The sequence below is a fragment of the Lacibacter sp. H375 genome (genome assembly GCF_037892425.1).
GTDB lineage: Bacteria > Bacteroidota > Bacteroidia > Chitinophagales > Chitinophagaceae > Lacibacter.
Genome location: NZ_JBBKTT010000001.1, coordinates 3431151 through 3449160 on the forward strand (window position 1 = coordinate 3431151; position 18010 = coordinate 3449160).

Sequence of the window (18010 nt, forward strand, 5' to 3'; positions counted from 1 at the left end):
ATAGAGATGAAAAAAACAGTTTTGTTATTATGTGTTTTACAAATTACAGTTTCAATAGTATCAACAGCGCAAAGAACAATTACGATTGATTACAATAAAACATCGGGAAAACTAAATACGATGTTTAAAGAGTGTGTTGGCGCAGGCAGGGCTAATGAAGGTCTTCGTGCAGACTGGCAGCAGCAGTTAGCATATGTAAAAAAGCAATGCGGGTTTAAATACATTCGAATGCATGGTTTGCTTACCGATGATATGGCAGTTTATACTGAAGACAATAAAGGCAACCCCGTTTACAATTATATGTATGTTGATGCATTGATCGATTTTTTGCAAAGCATAGGAATGAAACCATTTGTGGAACTTGGTTTTATGCCGAATGCTTTGGCAAGTGGGCCTCAAACTATTTTCTGGTGGAAAGGTAATGTAACACCACCAAAGGATTATGAAAAGTGGGCGGCGTTGGTTCGAAATCTTACACAACATTTTACTGAAATATATGGAGCTGAAGAAGTAAAGACCTGGTATTTTGAAGTGTGGAATGAACCAAACTTAACTCCCGGATTCTGGACAGGTACCCAGGAAGAGTATTTTAAGTTATACAAATACGCTGCGCATGCAGTTAAAAGTGTAAATAAGGAATATCGTGTAGGCGGCCCCGGTACTGCTGGTGCTGCATGGGAAGCGGAAACGATTGAGTTTTGTAAAAAAAACAATGTACCCATTGATTTCGTTAGTACACATTCGTATGGTGTTACACAAGGTTTTTTAGATGAGTATGGACAAGGCGGTACTGCATTAAGTAAAGATCCCATGAGTGTTAGTGGCGATGTGTTGCAATCAAGAAATGAAATTCAAACATCGTCAAAACCAAACCTTGAATTACATTACACCGAATGGAGTTCTTCTTACACTCCTGCAGATCCTCTTCACGATAGTTACCATGAAGCGGCTTATATTTTAGAAAAATTAAAACAAGTGGGCAATTCGGCTAACTCAATGTCGTATTGGGTTTTCACCGACATTTTTGAAGAACCTGGTCCACGTCATACTCCTTTTCACGGTGGCTTTGGATTACTCACTATCCAAGGTATTAACAAACCAGCCTTTTATGCTTATCAGTTTTTAAATAAGTTAGGACATACAGAATTACAGAATACTGATTCCCGTTCATGGGTTACAAAAAATGCACGTGGCGATGTGCAAATGTTATTGTGGGACTTTACATATACATTACCAGACTCAACCAACAATCAAAATTATTACATCAAAGATTTGCCGGCAAAATCGAAAGGCAAAGTGAAAATTAATTTAGCGAATGTACCTGCCGGCAAATACACAATGGAAATTTACAAATGTGGTTACCGGATAAATGATGCTTACACAAGCTATCTGGATATGGGTAAGCCAAACCAGTTGAACAGGGAGCAGGTTGAGAAAATAAAAAATCAAAACAATGGTAAACCTCTTACCACACAGCAAATTGAAGTCAAATCCAATACTTCTTTTTCAAAAGAAATCGAGATCAGGGAAAACGATGTTATTATGGTAAACCTGGTTAAACGCTGATTAAAGAATGTGTTTTAATAAAAAAATTGATGAAGATGAAAAATAGAATAGTCGCCTTGAGTATTGTTGTTTTTACAATGATTAGTAGTGCAAAGGAAACCCGTTCTCAAACAGTATCGCCTCCTGTAAAGTCATTAAGCTCTAAGTATGATGCTGAAATTGATAAATTAATTTCAAAGATGACACTGGAAGAAAAAATAGGCATGTTACATGGCAATAGTATGTTTTCAACCGGTGGGGTAAAACGTTTAGGAATTCCGGAATTAAAAATGGCCGATGGACCATTGGGGGTTCGTGAAGAAATTTCCAGAGACAATTGGTCTGCGGCTGGTTGGGATAATGATTTTGCAACTTATTATCCAGCCTCCGGAGCTTTAGCCGCCACATGGAATACGAAAATGGCTTACACGTTTGGCAATAGTGTGGGACAAGAATTGCGTGCAAGAGGCAAAGACATGTTGCTTTCGCCGGCAATTAATATTGTTAGAACACCGCTGGGTGGTAGAACTTATGAATATTTAACTGAAGATCCATTTTTGAATAAAAAGATGGCTTTGCAGTTAGTAATAGGATTACAAAACAACGATGTAATGGCTTGCATCAAACACTTTGCAGCCAACAACCAGGAAACTAATCGTGATTTTTATGATGTTCAGATGGATGAACGAACCCTTCGTGAAATTTATTTACCGGCATTTGAAGCAGCCGTAAAAGAAGCCAAAGCATATAGTATCATGGGTGCCTACAACAAATTCAGAGGCGAGTATTTATGTGAGAATGATTATATGCTCAACAAAATATTAAGAAATGAATGGGGTTTCAAAGGCATTGTTGTTTCCGATTGGGCTGCAGTTCATAGCACCGTAAAATCTTTGAAAAACGGGTTGGATATTGAAATGGGAACACCCAAACCTTTCAACGAGTTTTTCCTTGCCGATAAACTAATTGCTGCTGCAAAGGCTGGCGAAATTTCGGAAGCAGAAATTAATATACACGTAAAAAGAATTTTGCGCACTTTATTTCAGGTAAAGGCAATGGGAGCTAAGGACAGGGTGAAAGGCAGCATTGCTACAGAGGCACATTACCAGGATGCTTACAGAATTGCTTCTGAAGCGGTGGTATTGTTAAAAAATGAAAACAATGCATTGCCAATAAAATTAGGTGGTATAAAATCTATTGCTGTGATTGGAAATAATGCAACAAAAAAAAATGCATTGGGCGGTTTTGGTGCCGGAGTAAAAACAAAAAGAGAAATCACACCGTTAGAAGGGTTAAAAAACAGGTTGCCTGGTTCGATAAAAATAAATTATGCCGAAGGTTATTTAGAACGTTATGAAGAAAAAAAATCAGGTAAACTAGGTGATATTACGTTGAGTGGTCCTGTAACCATTGATCAATTAGACCCTGTTAAATTACAAGAAGCTATTGAAGCTGCTAAAAATTCAGATATGGTGATTGTTTTTGCAGGCTCTAATCGTGACTACGAAACCGAAGCATCTGACCGTCGAAATTTAAAGCTTCCTTTTGGGCAAGAAGAGCTGATAAAAAAAATATTGGAAGTAAATCCAAAAACCATTGTGGTTTTGATTGGTGGAGCTCCTTTTGATATAGACGAAATAGGCAAAAAAACTTCGGCTTTAGTTTGGAGTTGGTTCAATGGTTCTGAAGGTGGAAATGCTTTGGCAGATGTATTGTTAGGAAATGTAAATCCTTCAGGCAAACTACCATGGACAATGCCAAAAAACATTAACGAATCGCCTGCGCATGCAACCAATAGTTTTCCGGGAGATAAAACGCTTACATACAACGAAGGGATTTTGGTAGGTTACCGGTGGTTTGATACAAAAAAAATTGAACCTCTTTATCCATTTGGTTACGGCCTTTCTTACACTGATTTTTCTATCAGCAATTTTACTACCGACAAAAAGAGTTACGGAAAAGGAGAAACCATCCGTGCAAAATGTACAATAAAAAATAATGGCTCACGCTATGGAGCTGAGGTCGCACAGTTGTATGTAAGCGATCCGGTTTGTTCTGTACTGCGTCCAGAAAAAGAACTCAAAGCTTTTGAAAAAGTTTTTCTAAAGCCAGGCGAATCGAAAACAATTGAGCTGACTATCAAAGTTGCTGATCTCGCTTTTTACGACGAAATAAAAAAAGGCTGGAACCTTGAAGCAGGCGAATTTGTATTGCACATCGGAAATTCATCACGCAATATTTCAAAATCAGTAAAAATTTCAGTTAAATAAAATTCATAAGACATAGGGTTTAGTATATGAAAAAAATTGCAAGAACAGGGATTGTATTGCTTACAACTTTTTTTTATCAATCGTTAAGTTGTGCTCAAATAACATTGCCAAAAGTATTTGGCGATAGTATGATTTTGCAAAGGGATGTAGCCATCCCTGTGTGGGGACAAGCTGTTCCGGGCACATCGGTTATTGCACAACTCGGAAAAATTCGTGTTGCTACAAAAGCAGATAGCAAAGGAAAATGGATGATTCGTTTTCCAAAATTTAAAGCAGGTGGTCCTTATACTCTTAAAATTTCTGAACAAGGAAAAAAGAATAATGATATTGAGTTGAAAGGAATATTAATTGGTGATGTATGGCTGGCTTCCGGTCAATCAAATATGGAATGGCAGGTGCAACAATCGAAAGATGCACAAAATGAAATTGCAAAAGCAAATTATCCAAACATCCGGTTTCTATTTGTTGAGCATGATATTAAACTTACTCCTCAATCAGATATTGCAGCCGGTCAATGGAAAACATGCGATACAAATAATGTAAAACAGTTCTCTGCTGTTGCCTATTATTTTGCCCGTAAAATTCACAAAGAACAAAACGTACCCATCGGTATTATTCAAAGCACTTGGGGTGGCACACCGGTAGAATCGTGGACAAGCAGGGATATGTTGCTTTCATCGCCAATAACAAAAAACACAATGCTTGCCAATGATACGCTTACCACACAGCATTTTGTAAATGACACGATGAATATGAATCGTTTTTGGGATATTGTTTTTAATCCCCAGAACAATGCTGATAAAACAATTCCTTCACCGGATTATAATGACGCAAGTTGGTCGGCAGTAGGGATGCCACGCCTGGTTAAAGATTTTGGGATTGGAAATTATGAAGGGATCATGTGGATGCGGAAGAAAATTACATTGCCAGCATCTTTTGCAGGAAAAGATCTGGTGCTGAATATTGGCCACCCCGAAATGAATTACTCACTTTATTTCAATGGCGTTGAAATATGCAAAACGATATGGAATAATAACGCAAAACAATCTTATACTATTCCTGCCAGTATAGTGAAGAATGGAGAAAACACAATTTCACTACGCATAGCGATGCTATGGGGTGGTGGTGGATTAAATCCTCCTGCAGATAATATTTATATCACTGACGGTAACACCAAAGTTTCGTTAGCAGGAAGCTGGTTGTATAACAAAGATATTGAGCCGTTGATGCCCAAGATCCGTAACTACCATTATTATCCTTCATTATTGTTTAATGCTATGATCAATCCGGTGATCCCATATGGCATCAACGGATTTATCTGGTACCAGGGAGAAGCAAATGATGGCGATGCATACAATTACCGTAAACTATTTCCGATGATGATTAATGATTGGAGACAACGCTGGCAGCTGGGTAACCTTCCTTTTTTATATGTTCAATTGGCCAACTTCAAAAGAGCAAAAGACCTTCCTTCTGAAAGTGAGTGGGCTGAATTAAGAGAAGCGCAAACAATGACTTTATCACTGCCCAATACTGCAATGGCGTGTATTATAGATATTGGTGATGCTGATGATATTCATCCAATCAATAAACAGGAAGTGGGCCGTCGCCTGGCTTTAAATGCAAACAAGCTGGTATATAAACAAAACAATATCGCATCAGGTCCATTATATAAAAGTTTTAAAAAAGAAGGGAATCGAATTCGTATCAGTTTTACCAATACCGGCACCGGTCTTTCAACAAAAGATGATACAGAAATTAAAGGATTTGCCATTGCAGGCAAAGACAAACAGTTTTACTGGGCTAATGCTGTTATCAAGGGAAATGAAGTTGTGGTTTATTGTGATAAGGTGGCTGAACCTGAAGCTGTGCGTTATGCATGGGCCGATAACCCGGTTTGTAACCTCATTAATAAAGAAGGATTACCTGCCATTCCTTTTAGAACAGATACTTGGAAGGGAATTACTCAAAAGTGAAATCGATGACTCGTATAAAAGCGATTAAAGTCTTGCAAAGAATTGAATTGATGAATCACAAAAGAGGAAAATGAAGATAAAACTATCGACAATTATTTGTGTCCTGTTATTTCATTCGCTCATTGCCCGGCAAAACTTTCCATATCAGAACAGCGTTGAACGAAAGCAATTATTCGATTATAACTGGAAATTCTTTTTGGGCGACACGGCATCTGCCAAGTCAAAAGATTTTAATGATAAAAATTGGCGAAGTCTTGATCTGCCACACGATTGGAGTATCGAAGGAAAAATAAATCTTAAAAACCCTGCAGGTGGTGGAGGTGGATATTTTCCTGCGGGAGTAGGATGGTACCGCAAAACCTTTCATGTGCCCAATGAATGGAGAGGCAAAAGAGTGTCCATTTATTTTGAAGGAGTTTATATGAATTCTGAAGTTTTTGTCAATGGAAAATCGCTTGGCATATATCCGTATGGTTATTCATCTTTTAGTTATGATCTTTCAGCTTATCTGAATGTTGGTAATGAAAATGTGATATCAGTAAGGGTAGATAATTCAAAGCAAATGAACAGCAGGTGGTATAGTGGCTCAGGTATCTATCGCCATGTCTGGATGATGGTTACCGATCCTGTGCACGTGAAGCATTGGGGTGTTGCAATTACAACTCCCGATGTTAGTTCAAGTAAAGCAACTGTGCAGGTGAAAACAATCGTAAAAAATGAAATATCTTCAACACAGAGCATTGTACTTAAAACCCTTCTTTGGAATAAAAATTTTAAAACTGCAGGAAATAATCAAACAAGAATAGAATTAGCTGCGAATAGTGAGAAGGAAATTACGCAGACAATAATAGTAACGGATCCTTTTTTATGGACACCTGAAACACCTCATTTATATTCGGCCCAGGTACAGGTAATAAAAAACAAAAAAGTAGTTGACGATACTAAAACCAATTTTGGTATTCGCTCCATAAAATTTAGACCTGAAAATGGTTTCCAGCTAAATGGCAAAACAGTAAAACTTAACGGGGGCTGTGTTCACCATGATAATGGTTGCATCGGCGCAGCAGCTTTCGATCGTGCAGAAGAACGCAAAGTTGAATTGCTTAAGGCTGCCGGTTTTAATGCAGTAAGAACTTCTCACAACCCACCATCCGAAGCATTTCTCAACGCCTGCGATAAACTGGGTTTGTTGGTAATGGATGAATCATTCGATTGTTGGAAAGTTGGTAAAAACAAATTTGATTATGCCATGTATTTTAATCAATGGTGGCAACGTGATATAGGAGCAATGATCATGCGTGACCAAAATCATCCTTCAATTATAATATGGAGTATTGGTAATGAAATTCCTGAAAGAGGAAGTGCCGAAGCCATTACAACTGCCACAATGCTTTCAGATGCAATTAAGAAGATTGATCAAACACGCCCTGTAACATCAGCAATTGTAGTGAATGAAAAGAAATGGGAAGCATATGATTCGCTGATGGCAGTGCATGATGTTGCAGGTTACAATTATCATTTGTACAGTGCACCGGAAGATCATAAAAGAGTTCCTTCACGTATCATAGTTCATACAGAATCGTATCCCAAAGATGCTTTTGCTAATTGGAAATTGGTACAGGAGAATAACTATGTGATTGGTGATTTTGTTTGGACGGCAATGGATTATCTCGGTGAGTCAGGAATAGGACGGTGGTACTATTCGGGTGATGTGCCGGGTGAGCATTGGGAGAATGATTTTTTTCCATGGCATGGTGCTTATTGTGGAGATATTGATTTAATAGGATGGAGAAAACCTATATCACATTACCGAAGTATGTTGTATAATAATACAGAGAAACTATATATGGCTGTTCGTGAGCCCAATCCGGATCCGTTGGAAATTAAAACTACCTGGTGGTCGGTGTGGCCAACATGGGAGAGTTGGACATGGCCAGAGTATGTCGGAAAAGAAATGCAGGTAGAAGTTTATTCAAAATATCCCGGCGTGCGGCTTTACCTGAATGACAAAATTGTTGGTGAAAAACCAACAACCAAAGAACAGGAGTTTAAAGCTACATTTTCATTGCCCTATTCGCCCGGTATACTTAAAGCTGTTGCTGTAGAAAATAATAAAGAGATTGAATCAACCATTCTGCAAACTTCCGGTGATGCAGCAAAAATTAAACTCATGGCAGACCGGAAAGAAATAGAAGCCAATGGGCAGGACTTGATATATGTTACAATTGAATTAACAGACAAGAATGGAATATTTCAACCAAATGCCTCAAACTGTTTGAATTTTAAAATTGATGGGCCAGGTATTATTGCAGGAATAGATAATGCTGACATCAAAGACACCGATCCATATACTGGTGATACACGAAAGGCATGGCATGGACGAGCATTAGTTGTAATAAGAAGTTCTCGTAACATTGGTGATATTAAATTTACCGTTGGTTCTCCTGGTTTAGAAGATGCTACATTAACGATTAAAACGGTAGTTGAAAAAAAATAGCAAAAAATATTCGCCTCCGCCTGGTTGGTTGATTTAGATTTTACGCATTCAGGATATAAAAAGCGATGCCTTAAGTGATAAGAAAAATCGATTCATCTGAATCGCTTTTCTATTCGTGCCCAGAACCGGATTCGAACCAATATTCAAATTGTTCTGAGAATTTTCTTTCAAGTTAATTTAGTTCACTACAGCTGTTGTAGTTTTTAGGTGCAGGTGAAATAATTCGAAACATCTCAACGATGTTTCAGTAAAGAATGGGTAAAAAAATTGTTGAAAGATTTTTGTTTGTTTGTCAGCGGGTCCTGTCTTTAAGTTTTAATCCTAAAACGGTCACAAGCGATACAAAAGGTGTTTAATTTGTCAACCCCTTTTTTGGTTCACTCCTTTTCATGGGTTTGTTGTTGATTGTGGCAATGCATTTTTTTCGCTGCTTTCTATGCCTGAACATTCTATGCTGATCTCGATAAACAGGGTAACTCCACTTTATATACGAATATTCACGGAGGCGCTTTTTCTTGCTTGTCTGCCAAACTTTTGTCATGGAGGCCAGCGATGCAAAGAAATGGGCACAAAAGAAAAAAGTTAACAGGTTTCTTTTGTCTTCACACAAAAGAAACAAAAAGTCAAGCAACAACAAATTAGCCCCATGTTTCTGCTTACGCCCTGAATTAACTTTGGTACTACTGTGATGAATTGCTGTTGTGCTAATACGATCATCCTGTGTGACGCAGTTTGATTGGCGGCGCTGAATTTGAATAGGGTTGTCATCTCTCGGATGCGAGGGATCTGTTGGGTAAATGCTGGTTCAACTACGTGTATCATATTTGAAAGATGGGAAGTATCAAATTATTATTTCGGATGGTAACGTTTTTGCAGCCAATAGCATTTTGTAAAACGTAATTGCCGCAACGGTGAATTTACTTCTCTTGTTTTCTAAGATGAATAGAGGAAATTTTCTTGTTGATCAAAATTATTTGTGCATAAGTAGTTGCTTTATGTGAATAGTAACAATTCCACTACACTACGGTAATCTTTCCATAACAGTTCAGTAAGACATCGGTAACATTGAACAGGCAGTTTTGCGAAATCAATCATTCAAAACTTACTGTCTTATGTTTTCACTATCAGCAACCAAAGGATTAGTGTTATCGCTGATCTTTCTAATGAGCCTTCCTTTTGTGTTATCTGCACAGGATATTACAGGCAAAGTCATTTCTAAATCAGATGGGCAGCCTGTACAGGCTGCATCAGTACAAGTAAAGGGAACGAACAAAGGGACGTACACTGGTAATGCTGGCCAGTTTTCACTCTCGGCAAAAACCGGTGATGTACTGTTACTAACTGCAGCAGGGTTTTTGGAAACAGAAATTACAGTTAACGGAAGCACTACAATCACAATTGAACTGGACATTAATCCAAAATCACTAAATGAAGTAGTGGTAACAGCGTTGGGTGTTAAGAAAGAAACCAAGCGTATTACATACTCAATTCAGGATGTAAAGACATCTGAACTGGTGAAGGCAAGAGAGCCAAATGCTGTGAACAGTTTAAAGGGAAAAGTAGCAGGTTTAAACGTAAACGTAAACAACGAGTTGTTGCGTGCACCTTCTATCAACTTTCGTGGCGAAGGAAATATTTTATTTGTTGTAGATGGTGTACCTATTACAACTGATACATGGAATATCAGTCCCGATGATATTGAAAGTTATACAATGCTGAAAGGGCAAACAGCATCTGCATTATATGGTGCCCTTGCACGTAACGGCGCCATCATCATCAATACAAAAAAAGGAAGCAAGGATAAAAGAGGTTTTTCTATTGAGTTCAACTCAAGTACCATGTTTGAAAAAGGCTTTCTTGCATTTCCACTTTACCAGGACGAATATGGACCTGGTTCAAGAGGTAAGTATGCATTTGTAAACGGTCTTGGTGGTGGATTGAATGATAATGACTATGATGTGTGGGGTCCACGTTTTCAAGGTCAGCTTATACCTCAATACGATGGTATCCGCACACCGGGTCAAACATATACTACCACGTTTGCTGACGGTTCAAGTATTACCGGTAACATTAAACCTACTCCGTGGGTTGCAAGAGGTAAAGAGAACTTCAGACGTTTTCTTGAAACGGGTGTACTCAGTACAAACCACGTTGCTATTGGTGCAACAGGTGATAAATACAATGTGCGTTTTGGTGTAGGGCATACTTATCAGAAAGCAATTGTGCCAAACATGGGTTTGAATACAACCAACTTTAATTTAAGTGCAGGGTATGAATTCAACAGCAAAATAAAATTAACAGCTGATATCAATTACAGCCGTCAGTACTCACCCAATTTTCCGGACGTTAACTATGGCCCCAATAGCATGATCTACAACATGGTGATCTGGGCAGGTGCCGATTGGAATGTTGATGATATGAGAAACTATTGGCAGGAAGGCAAGATCGGTACACAACAGATCTATGCCGAATACCAACGTTACAACAATCCATGGTTCATGGTTAAGGAATGGTTACGTCCGCATTATAAGAATGATGTGTATGGCTATCTTTCATTGAACTGGAAAGTAGCAAAGGGAGTTGAATTAATGTATCGTCCTGGCATTTCAACTTATAATATTTTCCGCCAAGAAAAAATGCCATATTCTGCAGGTTCTTATGGCCGTGATGAAAGAATGGGCGACTATCGTGAAGACACACGCATGTTTTTTGAAGCCAACAACGAACTTCAGGTGAAATACAATTCCAAATTCTTCAACAACTTTTTAAGTGTGGATGGTTTTGTAGGAGGTAATGTTCGCACTGCACGTTACAATGGAACATTTGCAAGTACCGATTATCTTAACATTCCCGGTTTATACACATTAGCCAATTCTTTGCGTGCTCCACGTATAGCTTCAGTTGCCGCAGAAGGTTTAACGTTGAGTACCTATGGTTCATTTGACCTTGGTTTAAGTAAGTATGCTGTTGTGGGTATTACCGGACGTTACGATAAACAAAGTACGCTGCCTTTACAAAACAACAGTTATTTCTATCCATCAGTAGGTGTGTCAACAGTTATTTCAGATTATATTGACAACTTACCTAAAGTAGTTTCATTTTTAAAACTGAGAGGCTCATATGCTGAAGGAAGAAGTGCAGGTTTGAATGCATTTGTTGGTCAGCCTTCTGTCGGTATTGGTACAGGACAAGGTTATGGTCAGCAATATTATTCACCTCTCAACATGGGTTTGTATGAACTCACATCAATTGGTTACAGCATTGCTAATACTGGAACATATAATAATACATTAGGTGCAAGCTATGCAAATGGGTTATTGAATCCTGAGTTGGTTGCTGATAACAGGAAAACAACTGAAGTTGGTTTAGATATTCGCTTTCTGAAAAACAGAATCGGGTTAGATGTAACGTGGTTCCGTTCAATCAGTGAATTACTTACACAACGTTCTGATATCATTTCTCAATCATCAGGTTATAACAGTGTAACAGATAACTACGGCAAAGTGCAGAACATGGGTTGGGAAGTAATGATCAATGCCAATGTTATTGCTAAGAAAGATTTCCAATGGAATGTGAACGTGAATTGGTCAACATTTAAACGTACATGGAAAGAACATCCAAATCCAAACTTCTGGAGTAAGAATGGTTCACGTGTTGATCTCATTTACCAGGAAGGGTTCATCAAAACACCAGATGGTCAATTGGTTCATGGTGCTGATGGTATACCGATGCGTTTCAGAGATGCAGGCGCAGGTGCGGCAAGAAGAATAATGGGACACGCTGATCCTGACTGGAGCTGGGGTGTAATCAATTCATTTACTTATAAAGGATTCCGTTTAAACTTTCAGTTTGATGGTGTAGTTGGTGGTGTGTTTCATGATTACGTTCGTCAGAAAATGTTGCAAGGTGGTCGTCATATCGAAACTGCAACAGGCTTATGGGGACAACACCGTCCAAATGATGTAACCGGTGGTTCATTTGTGGCACCTGGTGTTACATTAACCGGTGGTGCAATTCAGTTAGATCCTAACACAGGAGAGATCCTTAACTACAAACAACTCACTGCTGTACCAAATACAAAAGTAACAACTGTTCAAAGTTATGTGAGCCGTTATGCCGGGTTGGAAGAGTTGAACATTATTGATAAAACGTTTGCCAAGTTAAGAGAGGTAACACTTACCTATCAATTACCTGCTTCACTGATTGGGAAATCGGTTATCAAAAAAGCAGAAGTATCATTAGTGTGCCGCAACGTGTATCTGTTCTTTAACAAACGTTACAAAGACGTGGACCCTGATCAGTATACACAGGATGGAGGTTCTGGTTTGCAAACACCAACCACACGCCGCTTTGGTTTCAACATCAACCTTACTTTCTAAGAACATCTAAAGAATAAAAAAATGAAAAAGTTTATTTATATACCTGTTGTATTGTTCGTCTTAGTCTTAGCTTCCTGCCAGAAGCGTTTTGAAGAACTGCAAAACAACCCAAACATTGCAACGTCTGTTCCTCCAGATCTTATTCTTAACCGCTTAATGAATGGAGTAGCCGGTGGTATGGGAGGTATTGAGCCTTGGGGAGCTGTAGCTCGTTACAACCAATACTTCTGCCGCAACTTTGAATACTATGGCGATAATCAGTATAACTGGAATAGCGGCCCTTTTTCCATATACCAGGATATTTTAAAGAATGTTGTACAAATGGAAGCAGAAGCAGCAAAAAGTTCCGGTACTGATAAGACACCTTACCATGCCATTGCGAAATTTCTGAAGGCGTATTACTATTACAACCTTACATCACTTATGGGTGATGTCCCAATGAGTGAAGCAGCAAAAGCATTGGATGGAATATTGCAACCTAAATATGACACACAGAAAGAAATTTTTCTGCAAATATTAAAATGGCTGGAAGAAGCAAATACTGATTTTGCTTTTCTAAAGAGCAGTACAAATCTTACAGTGAAAGGTGATATTTATTATGGTGGTGATTATGACAGATGGAGAAAATTAGTAAACAGTTACAAGCTCCGTGTGTTGATCGCATTAAGCAAAAAAGATACAGATGCTGATCTGCGTGTAAAGCAGCGTTTCCAGGAAGTATTAAGCAATCCCGCTTCATTTCCTGTTTTTGAAAGCATGGCAGATAACTTTAAGTATGTGTACATCACACCAACAAATAACTACAGCACCAATCCTGTTTCATTTGGTTTTGATGCCATTCGTTATAATATGGCAGAAACTTATGTAAAGAACAGTGCCGAAACGAATGATCCACGCATTTTAGTTACCTGCGAGCCTGCATGGAAACTGGTAAATGATAATGGTTGGGCACCTACTGATTTCCGTGCCTATGTTGCAGCAGGAACAGGTGAGGCAATGGATGTGATGGAAAGCAAGGCACACAGTTACAATGTTTGTCACATCAATCGTTATCGTTATTACAGAACATTTACCGGAGAGAACTTCATCATTGCCGGCTATCCTGAAATGTGTTTCAATATAGCTGAAGCCATCAACAGGGGATGGGCTACAGGTAATGCTGAAGATTGGTACAAAAAAGGTATCCAGGCTTCTATTGCGTTCTATGGTATTGCGGAAGGAACAAACACAGGTTACTATCTGCCCATTGGTAAAACATTGGGCGAGTGGACAACAGCTAATTTCAATTTCAACTTCACAACCTATTATAACCAACCAAAAGTTGTGTACGAAGCTGGTGCTGCAGGTTTGAATAAGATCTTATTGCAGAAGTATCTTTCTTTCTTCCAGAACTCCGGTTGGGAATCATATTACAACTATCGTCGTACAGGAGTTCCTGCATTTTCAACAGGCATTGGCATTGGTAACAATGGAAACATTCCCAAGCGTTGGGCTTATCCTTCAAACGAACAACAACGCAATGCAACAAACTGGAAAACTGCAGTTGACCGTCAGTTTACAGGAGCCGATAACATCAATGGTGAAATGTGGTTGATCAAATAAAATCGTTTTAGATATACAGCAAGTTTTCTCATGCATAATCAATCGGCGGAGCTATTCTTAGCTCCGCTTCTTATTACTCATTCAGTAAAATAATTTTATGAAATTTAAGTTTGGGATAAATGTTATTTTGGCAATAGTTGCTTTGTTGTTTTCAGCAACTATAGTTGCGCAGCAAAAAACAGAACATGTTGTAGTAATTACACTTGATGGTTTTCGCTGGCAGGAATTGTTTCATGGTGCCGATAGTTTCATCATCAATAACAACAAATACACGGATGATATCAAAGGCATGAATGAAAAGTACTGGTCCGCTACAACAACTGAGCGACGGAAAAAACTTTTACCTTTTTTCTGGAATACGGTTGCAACACAAGGCCAATTATATGGCAACAGAGGTTTTGGTAACTATGTAAACAATGCAAACCCCTATTGGTTCTCGTATCCGGGATATAATGAAATTTTCACTGGCTTTCCTGACACAGCAGTAAACTCCAACAATAAGAAGTGGAATAAAAATGAAAACGTACTGGAGTTCATCAACAAGCAAAAGGGATTTGAAGGAAAAGTAGCAGCCTTTACTTCTTGGGATGTATTTCCTTATATTCTAAATGAAGAGCGTAGCAAAATTTATGTGAACAGTGCATTTGAAAAAACAAAATTCAAATCACCAACTTTTGAACTACTTGATGACATGCAGGATCATGCACCACGTATTTTAGGCGATGGTGTGCGTCTTGATCTTTTGACCTTTTACATCGCAAAGGAATACCTGAAAACATACAAGCCAAGAGTGCTGTATATCGGCTTTGATGAAACAGATGATTTTGCTCACGCTGGAAAGTATGATCTGTATCTCCAATCTGCTTATATGGTTGATCAGCTAATTGCTGATATGTGGGGTTGGTTGCAGGTTGATCCGTATTATAAAAATAAAACCACACTCATTGTTACAACCGATCATGGCCGTGGCGATGCAGATAAAGATCAGTGGAAAGATCATGGGGCAAAAGTGCCCGATGCATCGGAGATATGGTTAGCTGTCATGGGCCCCGACACGGAAGCATCAGGTGAAGTAAAAACACCTATGCAATTGTATCAACGCCAGGTGGCAACAACCATTGCTTCCATACTTGGCTTTACGTTTCAGCCCAAACAGCAAGTGATGGAACCGGTTGAAACCATCATGCGCAAACGATAATCCTTTTATTCTTTTTTCTAAACAGTTATATTTAATAGTCATTTTCGGTTATTATAAACTTTAATCATACTTGTATGAAGTATTTTCTTGCTCTTGTAGCATTGGTCAGTTTGTTTTTTTCAGCAACAGCACAACAAAAAGTGCAATTGCCAAATGGCTGGTACCTGTCGCCCGCCGGCAGGCATTTGCCATTAGGTGATTTGCCATTAAACATTGCTGTGAGCAAAAGCAAGAAACTGATGGCTGTTACCAACAACGGTCAAAGTGTGCAAAGCCTTCAGTTGATCAATCCAGCAACAGAAAAAGAATTGGATCGTGTGATCGTTGCGAAATCATGGTACGGGCTAAAATTTTCAGCCGATGAAAAGTTCCTGTATGCCAGTGGTGGTAATGATAACTGGATACTGAAATATGCAATTACCAATAACAAACTTCAACTGAAGGACTCTATTAGTCTTGGGAAAAAATGGCCGGAGAAAATTTCACCGGCAGGTATTGAAACTGATGATGCTGCAAAGCGCATGTATGTTGTAACAAAAGAAAATAATTCGCTCTACGTCATTAACCTGGTTGATAAAAAGATCATACAACAAGTTCCATTAGAGGATGCAGCTTATACCTGTTTGCTTTCTGCAAATAAAAAAGAACTCTACATTTCTGTTTGGGGTGCAAAGAAAGTAGTTGTGTTTGATATTGCTGCCGGCAAGATCACAGCACAAATTTCCGTTGGTGAAAATCCAAATGAACTATTGCTGTCAAAGAACGGCAAGCAACTTTATGTTGCCAATGCAGGCGATAATTCTGTTTCTGTGATTGATATTGCTGCCCGTAAAGAACTGGAAGTATTGAATGCAGCTTTGTTTCCCAATGCACCAACAGGATCAGCAAGTAATGGTTTAGCGTTGAGTGAAGATCAGAAAACATTGTATGTAGCGAATGCCGATAATAATTGTTTGGCAGTGTTTGATGTAAACAAGCCCGGTTTCAGTAAGTCGAAAGGATTTATTCCGGTTGGTTGGTATCCAACAAATGTAAAAGTGATCGGTAAAAAAATATTTGTAAGCAATGGCAAAGGCTTTACCTCAAAACCAAATGCAAAAGGCCCTGATCCTACAAAGCGTGACCAGGAAGTTACTTATCAGCAAGGCGATTATAAAAACAAACAAAGCCGTGTGGAATACATTGCCGGTTTGTTCAAAGGAGAAATGAGTATTATAAATGAACCGAATGATGTAAAGCTGGCGGCTTACTCAAAAATGGTGTATGATAACACACCTTATACAAAAGAAAAAGAACTGCACGCAAAAGGTGAAGCAGGTAATCCCATTCCAATGAAGGTGGGTGATCCTTCACCTATCAAATATGTATTCTATATTTTAAAAGAAAACAGAACATACGACCAGGTACTTGCTGATGTGCCCGGTGGTAATGGTGATACTTCGTTGCTATTGTTTGGCGAACGAGTAACTCCTAACCAACACAAGCTGGTAAAAGAATTTGTGCTGCTCGATAATTTTTATGTGGATGGAGAGGTGAGTGCCGACGGGCATAACTGGAGTACAGCAGCGAATGCCAATGACTATCTCGAAAAAACATGGCCTACTAACTACGGCGGTCGTGGCGGACAGTATGATGCAGAAGGAAACAGGGGAATAGCAAATCCTGATCGTGGATTTATCTGGGACTATTGCAAACGTGCAGGCATCAGCTACCGAACCTATGGTGAATTTGCTGATGATTACAAAGCAAATATTCCTGTTCTTGAAAATCATTTCTGTCCTTACTTCACCAGTTGGGATGAAAGTGTGAGAGATACAACACGTTTTTATCAATGGAAGCGTGAGTTTGATTCGTTGCTTGCCGTGAATGCAGTGCCTCGTTTTAACTCATTGCGTTTTATTAATGACCATACAGAAGGACAACGCATTGGTAGGCCAACTCCGTTTGCACATGTGGCAGATAATGATTGGGCCGTTGGTTTGTTTGTAGAGTATTTAAGCAAGAGTCCTATCTGGAAAGAGACAGCCATCTTTATTGTGGAAGACGATGCACAGAATGGTCCAGATCATGTAGATGCACATCGCACAACAGCTTACGTAGCTGGCGGGTTTGTGAAGCGCAAATTCATTGATCATACAATGTACTCCACTTCATCAATGTTGCGTACAATTGAATTGATCTTAGGTTTGCCACCTATGAGTCAGTATGATGCAGCTGCAGAACCAATGTGGCGTTGTTTCAGTTCAACTCCTGATCTTACGCCATTTTCTTCAGTGCCTGCATTGGTTGATCTCAACGAAAAAAATACCAAGAACACAGCAAGTGCAAGACTCAGTGAAACATTCGATTTTAGTAAAGAAGACCGTATTCCCGATCTGGTATTTAGTGAAGTGATCTGGAAAGCTGTGAAAGGCGAAGAAAGTGTAATGCCTGCGCCACGCCGCAGTGCATTTGTAAAAATGGTGGATAATGATGAAGAAGAAGAGGAAGAAGAAAGAGAACGCAGTAAGAAAGGGAAAAAATAAAGTTACCTGTTGATCTGT

The 18010-nt window shown here is 38.9% G+C and carries 8 protein-coding genes; all 8 read left to right on the forward strand.

What is annotated here, in order from left to right:
* Positions 1–6: 6 nt before the first annotated feature.
* The 8 genes from WG954_RS14810 to WG954_RS14845 all read left to right on the forward strand — a co-directional run bounded on the left by WG954_RS14810 (position 7) and on the right by WG954_RS14845 (position 17992).
* Positions 7–1566 (forward strand): GH39 family glycosyl hydrolase, encoded by a 1560-nt coding sequence (locus tag WG954_RS14810; protein ID WP_340437446.1) that lies wholly within the window; start codon positions 7–9, stop codon positions 1564–1566.
* A 35-nt stretch (positions 1567–1601) separates the two neighbouring features.
* Complete coding sequence (locus WG954_RS14815; protein ID WP_340437447.1) at positions 1602–3815, forward strand: glycoside hydrolase family 3 C-terminal domain-containing protein; 2214 nt, start codon at positions 1602–1604, stop codon at positions 3813–3815.
* A 26-nt stretch (positions 3816–3841) separates the two neighbouring features.
* On the forward strand, positions 3842–5791 hold the full coding sequence (locus WG954_RS14820) for a sialate O-acetylesterase (RefSeq protein ID WP_340437449.1): 1950 nt from the start codon (positions 3842–3844) through the stop codon (positions 5789–5791).
* A 70-nt stretch (positions 5792–5861) separates the two neighbouring features.
* Complete coding sequence (locus WG954_RS14825; RefSeq protein WP_340437451.1) at positions 5862–8288, forward strand: glycoside hydrolase family 2 TIM barrel-domain containing protein; 2427 nt, start codon at positions 5862–5864, stop codon at positions 8286–8288.
* 1112 nt (positions 8289–9400) lie between these two features.
* Positions 9401–12667 (forward strand): SusC/RagA family TonB-linked outer membrane protein, encoded by a 3267-nt coding sequence (locus WG954_RS14830; protein WP_340437452.1) that lies wholly within the window; start codon positions 9401–9403, stop codon positions 12665–12667.
* Between the two features lie 21 nt (positions 12668–12688).
* Entirely contained in the window at positions 12689–14269 is a 1581-nt protein-coding gene (locus tag WG954_RS14835) for a SusD/RagB family nutrient-binding outer membrane lipoprotein (protein WP_340437453.1), read from the forward strand.
* Between the two features lie 97 nt (positions 14270–14366).
* Complete coding sequence (locus tag WG954_RS14840; RefSeq protein WP_340437455.1) at positions 14367–15467, forward strand: alkaline phosphatase family protein; 1101 nt, start codon at positions 14367–14369, stop codon at positions 15465–15467.
* A 74-nt stretch (positions 15468–15541) separates the two neighbouring features.
* Complete coding sequence (locus tag WG954_RS14845; protein WP_340437456.1) at positions 15542–17992, forward strand: beta-propeller fold lactonase family protein; 2451 nt, start codon at positions 15542–15544, stop codon at positions 17990–17992.
* Positions 17993–18010: the final 18 nt, after the last annotated feature.